Origin of the sequence: Streptomyces sp. NPDC057002, from assembly GCF_042673825.1 — a bacterium.
Classification (GTDB): domain Bacteria; phylum Actinomycetota; class Actinomycetes; order Streptomycetales; family Streptomycetaceae; genus Streptomyces.
Genome location: NZ_JBHURZ010000003.1, coordinates 631,838 through 648,291, shown reverse-complemented (window position 1 = coordinate 648,291; position 16,454 = coordinate 631,838). Strand labels below are relative to the sequence as shown.

General features: G+C 65.6%; 21 protein-coding genes. 17 read left to right on the top strand and 4 right to left on the bottom strand.

Going from position 1 to position 16,454, the window contains the following annotated elements; all coding sequences use genetic code 11:
• Positions 1–8: 8 nt before the first annotated feature.
• The 4 genes from ACFT32_RS17600 to ACFT32_RS17585 all read right to left on the bottom strand — a co-directional run bounded on the left by ACFT32_RS17600 (position 9) and on the right by ACFT32_RS17585 (position 2,024).
• Positions 9–134 carry a hypothetical protein gene (locus ACFT32_RS17600; protein ID WP_382489876.1) on the bottom strand — a complete coding sequence of 42 codons (126 nt, stop codon included), beginning with the start codon at positions 132–134 and terminating at the stop codon, positions 9–11.
• 32 nt (positions 135–166) lie between these two features.
• A complete protein-coding gene (locus tag ACFT32_RS17595) occupies positions 167–511 on the bottom strand; it encodes a hypothetical protein (RefSeq protein ID WP_382489874.1) in 345 nt (114 codons plus the stop codon).
• A gap of 4 nt (positions 512–515) precedes the next feature.
• On the bottom strand, positions 516–905 hold the full coding sequence (locus tag ACFT32_RS17590) for a KTSC domain-containing protein (RefSeq protein ID WP_382489872.1): 390 nt from the start codon (positions 903–905) through the stop codon (positions 516–518).
• Positions 906–971: 66 nt separating this feature from the next.
• Positions 972–2,024, bottom strand: a complete 1,053-nt coding sequence (locus ACFT32_RS17585) for a hypothetical protein (RefSeq protein WP_382489870.1) — start codon at positions 2,022–2,024, stop codon at positions 972–974.
• A 105-nt stretch (positions 2,025–2,129) separates the two neighbouring features.
• Here ACFT32_RS17585 and ACFT32_RS17580 point away from each other — a divergent pair, with 105 nt between their 5' ends.
• From ACFT32_RS17580 to ACFT32_RS17500, 17 genes are all read left to right on the top strand, one after another.
• The gene (locus tag ACFT32_RS17580; protein WP_382489868.1) at positions 2,130–3,683 is read left to right on the top strand and encodes a terminase large subunit domain-containing protein; all 1,554 of its coding nucleotides are present in this window, start codon (positions 2,130–2,132) and stop codon (positions 3,681–3,683) included.
• Between the two features lie 68 nt (positions 3,684–3,751).
• The gene (locus ACFT32_RS17575) at positions 3,752–4,147 is read left to right on the top strand and encodes a hypothetical protein (RefSeq protein ID WP_382489866.1); all 396 of its coding nucleotides are present in this window, start codon (positions 3,752–3,754) and stop codon (positions 4,145–4,147) included.
• Positions 4,148–4,157: 10 nt separating this feature from the next.
• The gene (locus tag ACFT32_RS17570; protein WP_382489865.1) at positions 4,158–4,865 is read left to right on the top strand and encodes a hypothetical protein; all 708 of its coding nucleotides are present in this window, start codon (positions 4,158–4,160) and stop codon (positions 4,863–4,865) included.
• A gap of 11 nt (positions 4,866–4,876) precedes the next feature.
• Entirely contained in the window at positions 4,877–6,583 is a 1,707-nt protein-coding gene (locus tag ACFT32_RS17565; protein ID WP_382489863.1) for a phage portal protein, read from the top strand.
• A 57-nt stretch (positions 6,584–6,640) separates the two neighbouring features.
• Positions 6,641–7,465 (top strand): hypothetical protein, encoded by an 825-nt coding sequence (locus ACFT32_RS17560; protein ID WP_382489861.1) that lies wholly within the window; start codon positions 6,641–6,643, stop codon positions 7,463–7,465.
• A gap of 71 nt (positions 7,466–7,536) precedes the next feature.
• Positions 7,537–8,679, top strand: coding sequence for a N4-gp56 family major capsid protein (locus tag ACFT32_RS17555; RefSeq protein WP_382489859.1), 1,143 nt, complete (start codon positions 7,537–7,539; stop codon positions 8,677–8,679).
• A gap of 77 nt (positions 8,680–8,756) precedes the next feature.
• Complete coding sequence (locus tag ACFT32_RS17550; RefSeq protein WP_382489857.1) at positions 8,757–9,143, top strand: hypothetical protein; 387 nt, start codon at positions 8,757–8,759, stop codon at positions 9,141–9,143.
• 116 nt (positions 9,144–9,259) lie between these two features.
• Positions 9,260–9,526, top strand: coding sequence for a hypothetical protein (locus ACFT32_RS17545; RefSeq protein ID WP_382489855.1), 267 nt, complete (start codon positions 9,260–9,262; stop codon positions 9,524–9,526).
• Positions 9,526–10,017, top strand: coding sequence for a hypothetical protein (locus ACFT32_RS17540; RefSeq protein ID WP_382489853.1), 492 nt, complete (start codon positions 9,526–9,528; stop codon positions 10,015–10,017). Before ACFT32_RS17545 ends, ACFT32_RS17540 begins: the two co-directional genes overlap by 1 nt.
• A 1-nt stretch (position 10,018) precedes the next feature.
• Positions 10,019–10,849: a hypothetical protein gene (locus ACFT32_RS17535; protein WP_382489852.1), complete on the top strand. Its 831-nt coding sequence runs from the start codon at positions 10,019–10,021 to the stop codon at positions 10,847–10,849.
• Between the two features lie 6 nt (positions 10,850–10,855).
• Entirely contained in the window at positions 10,856–11,464 is a 609-nt protein-coding gene (locus tag ACFT32_RS17530) for a hypothetical protein (protein ID WP_382489850.1), read from the top strand.
• Positions 11,448–12,119: a hypothetical protein gene (locus ACFT32_RS17525; protein WP_382489848.1), complete on the top strand. Its 672-nt coding sequence runs from the start codon at positions 11,448–11,450 to the stop codon at positions 12,117–12,119. Before ACFT32_RS17530 ends, ACFT32_RS17525 begins: the two co-directional genes overlap by 17 nt.
• A gap of 143 nt (positions 12,120–12,262) precedes the next feature.
• Positions 12,263–13,240 (top strand): hypothetical protein, encoded by a 978-nt coding sequence (locus ACFT32_RS17520; protein ID WP_382489847.1) that lies wholly within the window; start codon positions 12,263–12,265, stop codon positions 13,238–13,240.
• 1 nt (position 13,241) lies between these two features.
• A complete protein-coding gene (locus ACFT32_RS17515; RefSeq protein ID WP_382489845.1) occupies positions 13,242–13,451 on the top strand; it encodes a hypothetical protein in 210 nt (69 codons plus the stop codon).
• Between the two features lie 9 nt (positions 13,452–13,460).
• A complete protein-coding gene (locus tag ACFT32_RS17510; protein ID WP_382489843.1) occupies positions 13,461–14,747 on the top strand; it encodes a hypothetical protein in 1,287 nt (428 codons plus the stop codon).
• Positions 14,748–14,837: 90 nt separating this feature from the next.
• On the top strand, positions 14,838–15,104 hold the full coding sequence (locus ACFT32_RS17505; protein WP_382489841.1) for a hypothetical protein: 267 nt from the start codon (positions 14,838–14,840) through the stop codon (positions 15,102–15,104).
• Positions 15,105–15,329: 225 nt separating this feature from the next.
• Positions 15,330–16,283 carry a putative Ig domain-containing protein gene (locus ACFT32_RS17500; RefSeq protein WP_382489839.1) on the top strand — a complete coding sequence of 318 codons (954 nt, stop codon included), beginning with the start codon at positions 15,330–15,332 and terminating at the stop codon, positions 16,281–16,283.
• The last annotated feature ends 171 nt before the right edge of the window (positions 16,284–16,454 follow it).

Here is a 16,454-nt window from a genome sequence, read left to right as displayed (position 1 = left end):
TCCGGCGGCTACCGTGCCTGGGCGATTCGGTCGCGGATGGCGTGCAGGGCCCCCAGGGCGGTGTCGATCTCTCCGAGGTCGTCTTCGAGGTGCTCGCTGGGATTCTCCAGGACACGCATGAGGTAGCCGGACACGGCGATGCCCCACTCGCGGGCCGCCGTGGGGTTCAGGCGGGCGGCGCGTCGCCGGGCCGTGGCGAGCTGTGCGTCTTCTGTGTGGCGGGTGAACACGCTGTCTCCACAGGGGTGTTGGGCATGCTGCGGCGGTAGTTGGGCAGGAGATGTCCGTCAGAGCCCAGGAGGGCCGCTGGGCGGGCTCCCAGCGCGTCCGTGAGGGCCTGGTGCTCGCTGTCGGCGCGGGAGGTCCAGCGGCCGACGACGAGGCCGCGTGTGCCGAGCCGGAAGACGGTGGCCGGCTCGGCACGCCGGTACGGGGGAGCGGTCTCCTGGTAGTAGGTGCGGTACCGCCAGGGCCAGTCGCGCCGGCATCGGGTGGTCTTGATCAGGAGCATGGGCTTACCAGCTCGCCGCCGTGTACGGCTTGTGGTTGAAGACGCGGTTGATTTCCCGGCCGGGGGAGGGGGACCGGCGGAAGCGGTCCCACTCACGCCGGCTGACGTTGTAGTACTCGTAGCCCACTCCGTCGCGGTAAAGGCCGGAGGCGATTCGCTCTCCACGGAATCGGACGAACATCGTCTTCGACTTGTAGTCGTAGCCGGCCGCGATCGTCCTCGGCCGGGGCGGATTGGAAGTGTTGGTCGGCCGCTCAGTGAGGAGCAACTGGTCGTCGCCGAGGTGGAATGCCCGCAGGAGCGCCTGTGTCTTCCGGGGGCCGAGCGTTTCGCGTGATTGCAGGATGTGCTCGCGGATTTCTTCGGGGTCGTAGCTCCCCATGTAGCGAGGCATGAGAAAACCCTCCCTTCCGTGCCGATGCTTCGACCGTAGGAGGGGAGGGTTTTCCGCCGATATTCGTCAGGCAGCCAGGCGCCAGAAGTCCCGGACCTGCTGCCGGCTGCCTTGCGCCGGGTTGTAGATGGGGTCCTTGAAGGTCTCGTACGCGAAGGCGTCGTAGCGCATGTGGTCCTTCAGCGTGAGGTGCCCGTAGAACGTCATGGTCGTCTCCAGGGCCAGGCCCGGCAACGTCCGCGAGAAGCTGATGCTGGTCTTGCGCGAGAGGTGGGCGTACATGCTGTCCTCCCGCACGCGGGCGTGGGCGGCGATCCGGTGGAGGATGTCGTCGATCCCGGCGTCAGTGAGATGAGCCTTCTCCCGCTCTCCGTCCTCGGCGACGGTCCATCGCGGCGACATGAGGATGGGACCGCGCGTGCGGTCCCCGACGCACTTCATCACGGCCTGCGCCGTCGGCTGCGGCAGGTTGATGGTCTGCCACGACTGCTCCTTCTTACGCTTGACGCGCCAGAAGCGGAGGGTGGGGCCGTAGTCGTTCTCGCCGAGGTTCTCCACACGGGCGCGGCGGACCTCTTCCTTACGCAGGCCGCAGCCGAGGAGTAGGCCGACCAGGGCGCCGCTGCGGTGGGAGTGGTCGCGGGCGCCGTCCCAGAACTGGTGGGCCTGCCACTCGGTGAGATGGTCGACGGCTGCCGTGCCGGGGACGACGATCGGGATGTCCAGGCAGGGGTTGGCCGCGAGGTCCAGGCCGTTGGCGATGGCGTAGTTGTAGAACCCGCTGAGGGCCGCCAGGCGGTGGGCCCGGGACGCGGCGCCGTAGGGCAGGTGCCTGCACTCGTGCCAGCACTCCCCACGGTGGTCGGGGTGGGTTTCCTGGGCCAGCCATGTCATGTAGCGCATGACGTGCGGCTGGGAGCAGACGGTGGGGTCGGCGCCGAAGCGGCGCATGAACTGGAAGAAGAACCCGATCTCGGCACGGTAGCGCGCGGCTGTCTCGGGGTGCTTGATGGCCTTCAACTCGGCGAAGGAGTCGGCGAGCTGGTCGATGCTGCGCTTGGCGAGGCGGTCCGGGTTGAGCGCAGCAAGGTCGAAGAAGTCATCGAGTTCAGGTTCCATGCGCCGACCCTAGCCCACACTTGGCCTTTCCTAGCTACAAACGGCCAAGTAAGCCAGCGCACGAGGATTATCTGTCCATATTTGCGGCGTTTTAGCTTCGCCGACATGGGGACCACGCCGCTCGACGCCACGGAACACGAGCTGACGCTTGGCCTGCCCGAGGAGCCCGAGCCGGCCACGGCCGCCGTCACGGACCAGGCCCTGATCGAGGACATCATCGACAAGATCGTCCTCGTCATCGACGAGCTGTCGGGCCACCCTCTGCGCCCCTACCAGCTCCCCCTCGCCCGCCGCATCCTGGAGTCCCTCATCACCGAGGACTCCGCCAAGATCACCGCGCTGTGGTCCCGTCAGTCCGGGAAGTCGGAGACCGTCGCAGACACCGTGGCCGGCGCCTGCATCATGCTGCCGCGTCTGGCCAAGGTTTTCCCCGCCCTCCTCGGCAAGTTCAAAGAGGGGCTGTGGGTCGGCGTATTCGCGCCCACGGACGAAATGAGCGAGACCCTCTTTACGAGGATCGTCGGCCGGCTCACTTCCGAACGCGCTCAGGACATCCTCGCGGACCCGGAGATCGACGAAAAGCTGGTCGCCCGGGGAAAGGTGCTGCACCTCAAGCGCTGCGGGTCGCTGATCCGGAAACAGACCGCGCACCCCAAGGCGATGATCGAGGGCCAGACCTACCACCTGGTCGTGATCGATGAGGCTCAGGCCGCCGACGACAAGGTGTTGAACAAGTCGATCGCACCGATGCTTTCCAGCACCGCCGGAACGCTCTGTTTGACTGGAACTCCGACCTACACGAAGTCCGGCTTCTACGAGCAGATCCAAAAGAACCGGCGCGAGGCCACCCGCAAGGGGAGAAAGGCCAATCACTTCCAGGTCGATTGGAAGGAAGTCGCCCGGCACGTCCCCCGGTACAAAAAGTTCGTCCAGTCCGAGATGGACCGCCTCGGCGAGGAGTCGGACGAATTCAAGTTGAGCTACCGCTTGATCTGGCTGCTCGACAAGGGAATGCTCTGCACCTCCGACCGGTTCGACTCCCTCGGTGACGTGTCCATGCGCGTTGTGCAGGAATGGCACCGCTCCCCTGTCGTCGTCGGAATCGATCCGGCCCGTAAGACAGACTCCACCGTCGTGACGGTCTGCTGGATTAACTGGGACTATCCGAATGAGCACGGCCAGTACGAGCACCGCGTTCTCAACTGGCTGGATCTGACGGGCATGGACTGGGAGACCCAGTACTACCGGATCGTGGACTTCCTCAACCACTACAACGTATTCGCCATCGGCATCGACGCCGGCGGCCTGGGCGACGTCGTCGCCAGCCGACTTCGCGTCCTCATGCCCTACGCGCAAATCGTCGACCTCAAGAGCGACCGCACCAATCAGACCAAGCGGTGGGCCCACACGATGGATCTCATGTCCAAGGGCCTCATCATCTGGCCGGCGCATGCGAAGACCCGGCAGACAAAGAACTGGCGAAAATTCCGGCAGCAGATGGAAGACGCGGAACTCACGTACCAGGGGCCGCACATCATTGTCGCCGCCCCAGAGGTCGACGCGGCGCACGACGACTACGTGGATTCGCTCGCCAACGCGCTCTACCTGACGGCCGACATGGCGTTGCCGGAGGTCGAGATGCACAATGCGCCTTGGTAGCCATTACCGGTCGTAAAAAAGCCGTGCTTAGCGTCCTTGGTGAGACGTCTCAAATTGGGAGGCCCACCATGGCGCAGAGCCCTCTGGCCCCGGACCCGAATTTCCGCGAGTCCGCCGATCGTTTCTACGAGACCAAGACGGCCAGCAACCCGACCCGTCGCGGCCCCCTGCGTTTCCAGGAGGGCGTGGCGTCGGACAGCGACATTCCCAGCGAATTCTCCGAGGGCGTCATGCAGGGGTACCGCACCCCGCCCGGCCGGAGCAACCACAACGCCAACGTCTTCGAGAAGCCGGCCGAGCAGACCATGCGCGAGCGCGCCCACGTCGGATCGGCGAGCTGGCCCGAGGCCCCGACCTTCATTTCCGGCATGGCCGAGGGTGCCAGCGAGCCGGAGCTGAAGTACTCCTCGGTCGACCGGGGCGAGGGCCGCAAGCAGCGCCGGAACTACGCCCGCGTGGACTGAGGACTGAGCTGTGACCAACCCCGGCCAGCAGACCCCCTGGGGGAAACTGCCCATCCCGAGCGAAGGCAAGGTCCCGGACGTTCCGGTTGACCTTGCCGCGCTCATGGACCCGCTCGACACGCTCCTGAAGAACGTGATCGGGGGCAGCACTGCGCCCACGGGTCCGCTCAGCCCCAACCTGATCGACGCCTCGGCGTCCATCGGCTCGCTCAACAACACCCAGTCGGTTCAACAGGGCCAGATCACCACCTTGCAGGGCCAGGTCACGACCCTGAACATCGCGCCGTGGGCCGCCGTCTCCGCGCGCACCACCGGGTGGTCGATCGCGGGCAACAAGACGACGCCCACCGGCGTTCTCTCGTACCAGATCCCGTCCCAGACCTCGACCTGCCTGCTGCTGCTGTGGTCGACCATGAGCGTCGGCTGGACCGACAACACGACCACGGTCCCGCTGCGCTCGCGCCTCCAGATCCGGCCTGACGGGTCGTCGACCTACAGCGACCGAATCCAGGACATCTCCTCCGGCCCCGCCCAGACCCTCCAGTGCTTCCACATGGAGACCGTCCCGGCCGGCAAGTCCCACCGCGCCCAGGCGACCATCGAGGTCTACGGCACCGCCGCTTCGACCAAGACTGCGGAAGCGCAGGAATTCGGCGCCCGTCTCTTCATGATCATGCTTCCGTGGCGTGGCCCCACCGTCTCCTTCCCAGGACTGTAGGGGGGGGCGCCGTGAGCATCGCGTTCGTCTCGCCCTCGATGCGGGCCTCCGCATCCGACCTCACCGTCTCCGTCAGCCCGCTCGGCCTGGTCGAGCTGGCCGACGAAGAATTCGAGGTCCACGGCCCTCGCCTGACGCGCTACGCAAATCATTGGGCGTGGTATTTGGGCTACCACTGGGCGTACAAACGGGAGGCCGGCGAGCCCAACATCACCATCAACTACGTTGGCGCGTTGAGCCGGTACATCACCAATTTCACCTTCGGCCGAGGCGTTCACTTCCAGTCGGAGAAGAAGTACGAGCACATCGTTCCCGCGCTGCTCGATCGAGCCTGGTCTGTCGACAACGATAAGAAGTCCGTCCTGTGGCAGATGGGCGAGAACGGCTCGGTCGCCGGGGACTGCTTCGTCAAGGTCGCTTATGAGCCGGCATGGTTCGACGCCGCCGGAAACGCGCACCCCGGACGCGTCCGCATTCTTCCCCTCAATGGCGCTCAGTGCTTTCCCGAGTACCACCCTCACGATCGCGACCGCCTGCTCCGATTCAAGATCAAGTACAAGTTCTGGGCGACCTCCCTAGAGGGGACGCGCGCCGTATACACCTACACCGAGATCATCACGGATGACGTGATCGAGGAGTACGTCAACGACGAGCTGCTCGACGCCCGGGAGAACCCCCTCGGCCAGATCCCGGTCGTGCACATCCGGAACATCGCCATCTCCGGCTCCCCGTGGGGCCTCGCGGACATCGTGGATGTCATCCCGCTCAACCGCGAATTCAACGAGAAGGCCACCGAGGTCTCGGACATCGTCAACTACCACTCGGCGCCGGTCACCATCATCACCGGCGCCAAGGCGAGCAACCTGGAGAAGGGTGCTCGCAAGATCTGGGGCGGACTACCTAAAGACGCAAATGTTTTCAACTTGGAAAATGGCGTCGACCTGTCCGGACCACTCGCATACCTGGACATGATCAAGCGCTCGATGCACGAACTGACCGGGGTCCCGGAATCCGCCCTCGGGCAGGCTCAAGCGATTTCCAACACATCGGGAGTCGCTTTGAGCATTCAATTCTTCCCGCTCATGCAGAGGTATTCGCTCAAGCAGACCAACTACACGTCTGGTCTCAAGCGGATCAACGAGCTGGTCCTGCGGACGCTCTTCCTGTACGAGCCGGAGACTCGCATCTACAACCCGGCCACTCAGGGAATCCGCAGCTCTGAGGAACAGCCTCTGATCATCGACCCTCGCGACCCAGAGGTTTACGACACGACCTGCGACTGGCCGCCTCCGTTGCCGGTCGACGAGCTGGTCAAGCTCAATGAAGTCCAGGCGAAGCTCGCGCTCGGTCTGGAATCCAAGCGCGGGGCGCTCCGCGACCTTGGTGAGACGTTCGTCGACGAGAAGATGCAGGAAATCTTCGACGAACGGCTCGCAGAGGCCAAGGAGGAGGGCGCCCTCGAATTTATTAAGGCGCAAATTGCCTCGGCTATCTTGCGCACAACGGGATTGCCGCCTACGGGCGTGGAAAGCCCGCCGCCCGCACCTGCCTCGGGGGAGAACTCGAAGAACCCGAAATCAGGTGCCACGAGTGCCGGCCCCCTCCCCGGACTCCCCGGGACAGGGAGTGGTGCAGACATCGAATCAGTTCTCAGTGAACTTGTGACGCTCTCCAAGGGCACGAAGCTGGCCCAGCGGAGAAACCCGGAAAACGACTAGACCGTCCGCCTCTCATTTCTATTCGTTTCGGCGGCTTCCCCGACTCGGAGTGAAGCAGTGCCCGACAACCCGAACCCCCCCGCTCCGCCGAAGCCCGTACCCCCGTCTCACCCGGGCAGCGGCGCCCAGGCCAACGCCGACGGCAGCGTGACCGTGCACACGGACACCAACCCGCCGGCACCACCGGCCCAGGGCCGCACCTTTACGGCCGAGGACATCGCCAAGGCCCGGCAGGAGGAGAAGGACAAGCTCTACTCCCGCCTGACGAAGGGCGACGAGCGCCTCCAGGCGCTGGAGGCCGAACTCACGACCCTGCGCGAGGAGCGCGAGGCACGCGAGAAGGCCGAAGCCGACCGCCAGACTGCTGAGGAGCAGGCGGCCAAGGAGAAGGCCGAAGCGGAGATGTCCGCGCGGAAGCTGGTGGAAGAACGCTCTACCGAGTGGGAGCAGAAGTTCGCCGAGCTTCAGCGGGAGCGAGAGCAGGAGCGCGCGGCTCTCGCCAAGGAAGCCGAATTCAACCGGCTGCGTGCATACATTCAGGAACGACTCACTGCGGAGAGCAACAGCATTGCTCCCGAACTCAGGGACCTCGTCGCCGGCAATACGCCGGAAGAGGTTGACCAGTCGATCGAGATGCTGAAGGCGAAGACCGACGCGATCTTCCAGTCCGTGCAGCAGGCCCAGCAGACGGCGCGTTCCCAGATGCGGGGCGTGGCGTCTACCGGGTACACCGGCAACGGACCCACGGATGGTGACGCGGGTGCACGCCAGCTCTCGGTCGACGACATCAAGAACATGCCGATGAGCGAATTCGCAAAGTACAGGAGCCAGCTCCTCGGCGCGGCAGCCAACAACTCAAGCAATCGCGGGCTCTTCGACTGACCCGCTCCCTCGCTAAACCGCCTCTCATTCCTACTCATTCCGGCGGCCAACTCACGGAATGAGAGGTTCCCGTGGCAAGCGGAATCACCGGGACTCCGGTCCTGTCCCCCACGCCGACCGCCTATCAGGCGGCCAACTCCACCATGCTCACGCCGGCCATCCAGACGATCTGGAGCAAAGAAATTTTGTTCCAGGCAATGCCCGTGCTCAGGTTCGAGCAATTCATGGTCAAGAAGACGGAGCTGGGTACCGCTCCGGGCCTCACCGTGAACTTCATGCGTTACCGCTCGCTGGACGGTGCGCAGCAGCTCGTGGAAGGCGTGCGCATGGAGACGCACGCGCTTTCCGCTGAGCAGATCACCATCACCGTCGCCGAGCACGGATTCGCCATCGCGGTGACCGAGCTTTTGCTCAACGCGTCTTTCGATGACGTCATGGCTTCGGGTGCCCGTCTGCTGGGCCGGAATATGGCAACGTATCTGGACGCGCTCTGCCGCGACACCCTCCTCGGCGCCCCGTCGGTCCTCTACGGATACGACAAGCTGGCGTCCTGGTCGGCCGGTGCAACGCGCACTCCGCTTTCTCCGTACGACCGGGGAATGTTCGCCGACTCGGAAGCCACGATGTCGACGAACGGCGGCTTCTTCTTCACGTCTGCCCTGGTCAAGGACGCGGTGGAGACCCTCGCGACGAAGAACGTCCCTCGCCTGGGTGAGACATATGTCGCTTTTGTCCACCCGCATCAAAGCCGTCGACTTCGCGATGACCCGGAATTCATCGAGGTCACGAAATATGCCGCGCCGGGCAACTTCATGCTCGGAGAAATCGGCCGGCTGAATGACGTCGTATTCATCGAGACGACGCAGGTCTTCCAGGGCAATACGACCCCGCCGGCGACCCAGCAGATGGGGACGAATATCCCCACCAACACCTCCCAGAAGTGGGGTGGCCAGGCCGCCCGTACCGCGTCCGGATCGACCCCGGCAATCGGTGCAGTGACCGCGTCTCCGTCGAACCCGAATGCCCCCGCGAACCCCATCTACCGCGCTCTGGTAATCGGGGACAACGCGGCGGGCCACGCGATCTCGCTTCCGGTCGAACTCCGCGATGGCGGTGTGCTCGATTTCGGCCGCGAGCACGCCCTTGCGTGGTACTCGATTTTCGGGCTTGGCCTGATCACGGACTACGCCGTCGTCCAGTGCGCGACGAACTGACCCACCCGCAGGAAAGGGCGGTGGCCGCAAGTTCGCCGCCGCCCTGGATTTGGCATCCGACTCGATAGGAGAACACCGTGCCCGCGAATCCTCGCACCAAGCCCAATCCGAAGGATCACACCGGCAACAAGAAGAGGGTGCTCGCCGAGCAGCACGCCGAGGAACTCGCCCGCCGCAAGGGCGAACTCGCCATGCAGCACGCCGAGGCTGCCGCCAATCTCGACCAGCCGATTCAGCTCGACGAGAAGGGCCGAACCGTTCAGGCAGTTTCCGAGGAGGAAAAGCCTGAAGGCCCGGTGGAACTCCCCCCGGAGCAGGTGAGCATTCGCATTGCCTGTGACCTGGAGAAGGTGACGATCGGGCAGGGCACGGAATTCGATTTCAAGGAGGGTCAGGTCTACACCGTGCCCCTCAACGTCGCACTGCACCTGGACCGGCTCGGCTACGTCTGGCAGTGGCTCTGACCAAGAGGGGGTATCCCGCCGTGGCGGCACCGACCAAGTCCTTGGAAAAACTCAAGGCAACCCCCGAGCAGGGGAAGTGGTATCGGCTCCTCGAAGATTTCGGCGAGGGCGTCGGCATGCTCACGAAGACCCACTACTACAAGGACCAGGACGAGGTCCGCATGCTGCGGGTCCTGGAAATCCTGGAGCCGGCCACCTACGGCGTCGGCTACAGCGCGGAGAAGACGGTGCTGTGCATGTGGCTGGAGTCGCCCGCCCCCGGCCGCCTGGTCCAGCACAACATCTCCTTCCCGCTGAGCCAGTTCGTCGCCCTGTTCGGAGTCGGCGAAGAGCCACCGGAGTACGTGGACTGGCAGGCCGAGAACTCTTCCGGCGGTGAGTGATGCCGGCCAACGGGTTCATCGCGGTCCAGGGGGCCGTCTCCGGGCTCGACTACCTGACGGGCCGTACCACCGGCCTGGAGGCCGAGTGGCAGGCCAAGACAGCGGCTGGCGACCCGCAGCCGAAAACGACCTATCTCATGCTGCTGACCCAAGTCGTGACGGACGCCCAGACGGACATGACCACGCTCATCGGCATCGAGGCAGCCGGCACCGGCTACGCCCGCCAGCCCATCCCCTGGGGCGCGGCCTCCACCAGCACCCGGCAGTCGACGACGACCGACCTCGTGCAGTTCGGGCCCTTCAGTGATGCCACCGGTCTCGCGGCCCCGGTGACCGGGGCGGCGCTGGTCACGCGCATGACGTCGTCGGCCGGCCAGCCCACCGGCCTCTGCCTGATGGCGTGGAACCTGGAAACCGCGATCACCACCCAGCAGAACCAAGCCCTGCAAATCGCCGCCGGCGCGCTGACGATGACGCTGGCGGTGACCTGAGATGGCGACGCTCGCGGGGATTGTGCGGCGCATCCGTTCCGAGGTCGGAGACCTCGCAGCGCCGTTCGTGGACACCTTCATCGGCGGCGACGAGCTGAGCACGTACGACCTGTCCGAAGTGAACGTGACCTCGGTGGAGGCGAAGGTCACCACGGCGGACCCCGCGAGCACCGTCGAGCTGGTGGAGGACACCGACTACGTCCTCAGTCCGGGCGAGGGCAGCATCCTGCTGATCAACCCCGTCTACTCCCCGCTGCGCCACGGCCAGACCCTGATCGTGCGCGGCCGGTCGGAGGGGATGTTCACGGACGCGGAGCTGGAGACGTACGTCGGCGACGCGATGAACCAGCACACCTACGGCCGCACGATCAAAACGCGGTACCGCGACGGGCACGGGCACATCCGGTACGACCTGGAGCCCATCACCCTGGAGAACCTCCCAGCAGTGGAGGAGCCGCTGGTCGCCTACCTGGCGGCAATCAACGTCCTGTGGACGCTGGCCACCGACGCCAGCACCGATATCGACGTGAACACGGCCGAGGGGACCTTCGTACCTCGGTCGCAGCGCTACCGGCAGCTCATGGAACACATCAGCGAACTCCAGGGCCGGTACAACACCTTGGCGCAGCAGCTCAACGTGGGGCTCGGCCGTATCGAGATGTTCCAGCTCCGGCGGATCGCGCGGACCACCAACCGCCTTGTGCCCATTTTCCAGAGCCGCGAGTACGACGACACCTCCAAGCCGGAGAGGCTGCTGCCGCCGATCGACGGCGACGCCTACGACGACGAGTCCGGCATCCCCTCTCCCCTCTATCCGGGGACCTGGGGGTGAGCGGAAATGTGGTCACGGCTGGACTGGAAGAGGGGACGCTTCGGCGTCAACACGGAAACGACCCTTATCCACCGCGCATTGCGCGGCTGGCAGAACCGCACCGGCGACGTCATCACTTATTACCGGTTCCAGCACGCCGAGTCGGACATGCACGACGTCTACGACGAGGCCACCGGTGGCGGCAAGGTCTTCTACGGGAAATGGCAACTCCCTGCCCTGCACGTGACGCACGTGGAGTCCGGCAATGACGACCCGCGCGACAGTGGCCTGTACATCACCGACACCATCCGCGTGGTCCTGGAATTCGACCAGCTCATGAAATTCGGGCTGACCGCCATGGACATCAAGCACGGGACCTTCCAGCGCGACCGCATGGCCTACGACGGCGCGCTGTACGCGGTACAGCGGCTGAACGTCCTCGGGCAGATCCGGCGGCGCGACGTGATCACCGTCATCGAGGGCCAGCAGATCAAGAACGACGAGCTGGTCAACGACCCGCAATTCCAGGACTACCTCACCGACCCGACGCAGCACCCGGAGATATCGCCGGAGCTGATGGCGGAGTCCGTGGTTCCTCCCCCGGAGGAAGGCGCGAGCGATGACCCCTACTCCTGAGATCTCCGCTGCGGCGATGCCAGCCGGGATTCCCTCGACACCGCTGACGGGCCGCTACATCGCCCCGGACGGCTCTCCACTGTCCGGGACCGTTCACTTCGCCCCGCCGTCGGTGCTGACGCTGCCCGGCTCGGACACCTTCGCCGCGACGGCCGCGAAGGTCACCCTCGATGCCGAGGGCCGCTTCGAGGTGACGCTGGTTGCCACGGACGCACCAGGCATGTCCCCATCGAGCTGGGCCTACCAGGTCACCGAAAAGCTCAAGGGCATACCGCCCCGCGTGTACCACATCCTGCTGCCGGCCTCCTCAACCCCGGTCGACCTGGCCGACATTGCCCCGGTCAACCCCTACACGGGGAACTACCTGCCGGTGACGGGCCCCCAGGGCGCCAAGGGGGACAAGGGCGACCCGGGCGAGGTCTCCCTGGAGCAGCTCGATGCGCTCGAAGCCCGAGTGGCGCCACGCCCGCAGGAATGGACCCAGGCTGCGCCCAGCAACGAGTGGACGATCTCTCACTCCCTGCCTTACCGGCCGCTCGTGAGCGTCTACGACACCTCGGGCCGGGAAATCGGCGGCTCGGTCGACTACCCCTCTCCCACCACCGTGACAGTCCGGTTCGCGTACGCGGAAACCGGCTCGGCCGTACTGCATTAGGAGTTCCGATGGCCACTACGGATTTCCGGTTTCCGATCAAGCTGAACAAGTTGCCGGTTCAGGGCCTGGTCCCGGAATCGGCAAGTTCCGCCCCTTCAGCGCCCGTTGAGGGGCAACTGTGGACTGACACCGCCAGTCATGTGGTGAAGTTCTGGAATGCCAGTGCGTGGAAGAATCCGATCGACCGCGCGGACCACACCGGCAGCCAGCCCGCGAGCAGTATCAGTGACCTCGCCACGGTGGTGCAGGGCTACCGCCTGAACCAGTTCGCCGCTCCGAATGTTGCGGTCGACCTGGGGGGCCAGCGAGCCACCAACGCTGCCGATCCCACCGCCGCGACCGACCTGGTGACGAAGCAGTACGCGGACAACCTTCGCGCTGGCATCGCCGGTGTGAAGGACCCGGTCAGGGTCGTCGCCGAGGCCAACGTCGACCTGTCCAACCTGCCGTCCGCGATCGACGGTGTCACCATGGCCGGCGGGAACAGCTTCCTCGCCTCGGCGCAGACCACCGGCACCCAGAACGGCATCTACACCTACCCCGGGTCCGGCCAGGCGGCCACCCGCCGCTCGGACGCGGACGCCACCGGGGAGGTGCTCGACGGCACGCTCGTGGCAGTGTCCGAGGGCACCAAGGCCGGCACCCAGTTCATTCAGACCGCCACCCCCTCCGGGGCGCCCGGCGCCTGGACACAGACCTGGACGCAGTACAGCAGTGGCGGCCAGACCTACACCGCCGACGGCCAGGGCCTGGAACTCTCCGGGACCACGTTCTCCCTGGAGCTGGCCGACGCCACCCTCTCCAAGAGCGCGTCCGGCCTGACCGTCGGTCTGGTCACCATCGCCAAGGGAGGCACCGGCGCGACCACGGCGGCCGGCGCCCGCACCGCTCTGGGCACAGCAGGCAAGTACTCCGCCAACGTCGGTGCCCTGACCGGCGGTTCGGCACTGAACATCACCCACAACCTCAACACCACGGACATCCTCGAACCCTCGCTGAAGGAGATCTCGACCGGCGAGCTGGTGGGCGCAAAGTTCATCGTCGTGGACGCCAACACCGTGAGCGTCACCACGGCGGCCTCCTACGCCGCCGACACCTTCCGCGTGACGGTGGTGGGCTGAGATGCCGGCCCGTCAGCTCGCCGCCCAGACAGTGCCCACGACCGGCGGCAACGTCGTCTCGACGGACAAGGTGGGCGCAGCGAGCGGCGTCGCCGGCCTGGGCGCCGACAGCAAGGTTCCCCAAGCGCAACTCCCCACTCCCAAGATCACTGTGGGGATCACTGCGCCCGCGACCCCCGCCGCCGGGGACGTGTGGATCGATACGAACTGAGGCCCCGCCGTGGCGACACGCTTTTGGCTCACCACCACCGCCGCTCCCTACACACCCGCCACCAAGCGGGGCACCTGGACGGACGCCACCGCGACAGTCACCGGCCTGCTGGGACGCCAACCGGCCGGTACCTCGACGACGTCCGCAAAGGCCGAGACTTCCACCACCACGACGAACGTTCTGCTTGGACGGTGGATCAGCCCGCCGGCGCGAGTCGCCGGCACGCTGTCGGGGACCGTGGCATGGATGACCGGCCGAATGCAGTCGGCCGCAGCAGCAGCCCTGGTTGTACGCGCCCACATGTACGTGACCGTCGGCGACAGCGACACCGTGCGCGGGACGCTGCTCACTGACTACACCGGGGGCACGGCGTTCCCGACCACGGCGGCCGGCGGCGGCACGACGGGTACCGCGATCACGTCCGTAGCGCTCCAGGCCGGGGACCGCCTGGTGGTGGAGTTCGGCTACCAGGCGCAGAACACCTCCGCGACCTCGTACACCGGCACTCTGTACTACGGCGCCACCGGCACCACCGATATGGCCAGCGGCGCCACGGCCGTGACCACCAATCCCGGCTGGGTGGAGTTCTCCGGCGCGGACGGCATGTTCGCTACCCCCACCTCCCAGATCATCGACAAGTTCAGTACCGGTATCGGCAGCTACTTCGTGTACTGGGGTGGCACGTTCTGGAATGGGACCTGGAAGCGGGCCGCCGTTCCCGCAAATGACCAGTTCGCGGGCCTCATGGCAACTGACGTCGGTTACGAGATCACAGGCAGCACTCATTACTTCGAGGTCGTCCACCTGCCGACAGGGGGCACCGGTACCGCCTTCTCCGCCATTGTGCTCGGGCCTACCGACAACGGCACATTCATCCGCACCCGGTACGGACTGGCCACTGGAAACCTGACCTTCGAGAGCTGCGTCGGATATTTCGACGCCACGCCGACCACGCTGGCGTTCGACCCCGTCGCTCATCGCTGGTGGCGGTTCAGGGAGGCGAACGGCACCTTCTACTGGGAAACAAGCCCGGATGCCACCACTTGGACTGTCCGACGCAGTATCACTACGCCTCAGTGGGCAAAATTCGGAACGCTGCGTACGAACTTCGAGGGCTATGCCGATACGGGCAGTACCACCACGCCGGCTGAAGTCGACAACGTGAACACCATCCCGACCACAGTGTGCAAGGTCTGGAGCGGATCAGCTTGGGTTGTCAAGCCCGTCAAGGTCTGGAACGGAAGCGCCTGGGTGACGAAACCCTTGAAAGCGTGGTCGGACACCGCCTGGTTCTGAATTACCTGAGCTATAAGCAGGCGTGCGACGCTCGGTCCGTCAGATCAGTTTGTGATCGCCCCTTGCCTTTTCCTACAAGGAGGAACCTCGATGCGCTATGTCGCGGTCAGCAATGACCAGAACGACAAGGTAATCAAGGACGGCCCGCTGGAGCTGGACAACCCGTCGGAGCACACGCCGGAGGAGGGCACGCACCTCATGCCGGAGGACGCCGCTCTGACGGCCGGCTACTCCTACGCGGCAGGCGGCGGCGCGGGCTTCGCAGCCGACGGCACGGCCGACCAGGGCGTACAGGGGGACGGGGGCGGCCAGGGCGCGCAGACCCAGCCGGGCGGCCGGGGCAACCCGCACCAGTAATCGGACTGCCGGGGGCCTGCCGTTCTCGGGGGCGGCGGGCCCGGCATCACGCAAGGAGTGCGTCATGACTGTCGCTCAGATCGTCGGAGTCGTACTGGTCCTTCTGGTCCTCGTTCTCATTCTCAAGATGCTCGGCGTCTTCTGATCCTGCGGCATTAACTGGTCGCAAATGGGCGCACGCATTCTGGTGGGGCGATCTACAACCGCCCATACCGGAGTGCCGCTGTGCCCTTTCTTCTGAACGAAGATAAGGCCCTGAAGCAGAAGTTCCAGGGTCTATTGGTGCATGACGCCACTTCCGGTGATGCCGGTCGCAAGGTGACCGTTCGGTACAGGAACCCGGAATACGAGCTGGCCGACGCCACCTACCCGCTGATCCTGATCAGCCATTCCCGTATCTCTCGCGACGAAGAGCGAGAGCACCGGGGCGAGGTGAGTCTCCACTACGCCCCCGAGGGATACGAGCCGTGGGCGGATATGACCGACCCCACGCAGTCTCCGTACATGGCGGAGATGCCCATTCCCCTGAATGTCGACTACCAGCTCGACGCCTACGCCCGAAAAGAGCTGCACCTGATCGAGATGACGGGTGCGCTCATGGGATTCCACTTCCTGCCGGCCCGCTTGGGCTATCTGCCGATCCCCGAGGACGGTACCGTTCGCCGCCTGGATATCCTCGGCGGCCCCGAATACTCCGAGTCCAAGGATGAGCTGGGAAAGCGGCTGTTCGTCGCAACGTGGGCCATCCGCGTCTCCAGCGAGGTCTTCCTCAGCGAAATCCGTACCCTGACGCCCGCTCAGCGCGTTCTCGTCGACTTCCTCGACAAGGGCTACTGGGACGAGGGCCACATCGTCCCGCTGAGCGAAACGCAGGTCATCACCAAGGAGAAGCTGAGCGTCTCCACCACGGCGCTCGCGCAGGCCCTCGTAGGCCAGCCCTACCGGCAGCGCCTTGAGACGGCCGGGGGGACCGGGGAGGTCACCTGGTCCCTCTCCGACGGCGCCCACCTGCCCCAGGGCCTCTCCCTCACCACTGCCGGCGTCCTGCACGGAACTCCCGTCACCGCGACGACCACACCGGCGCAATTCCAGGTCACCGCCCAGGATTCGGACATCGCTCCGCAGGTGGCGCAGGCCGTCCTCTCGCTCACCGTTCTGCCCGCACCGCCCGGAGGCTGATGCGCAATGACCACTCCTACGACGTTCCCGTACAAGAGGCCCGGGGTCTACATCAGCGAGACACTCAAGCCTCTCCCGCAGCAGGTCAGCCCCCCGGGCGTAGCAGTGGCCACGTTCGTCGGCACGCACGACGCCGGTCCCAGCACGCCGGTGAAGGTGGCGAGCTGGGAG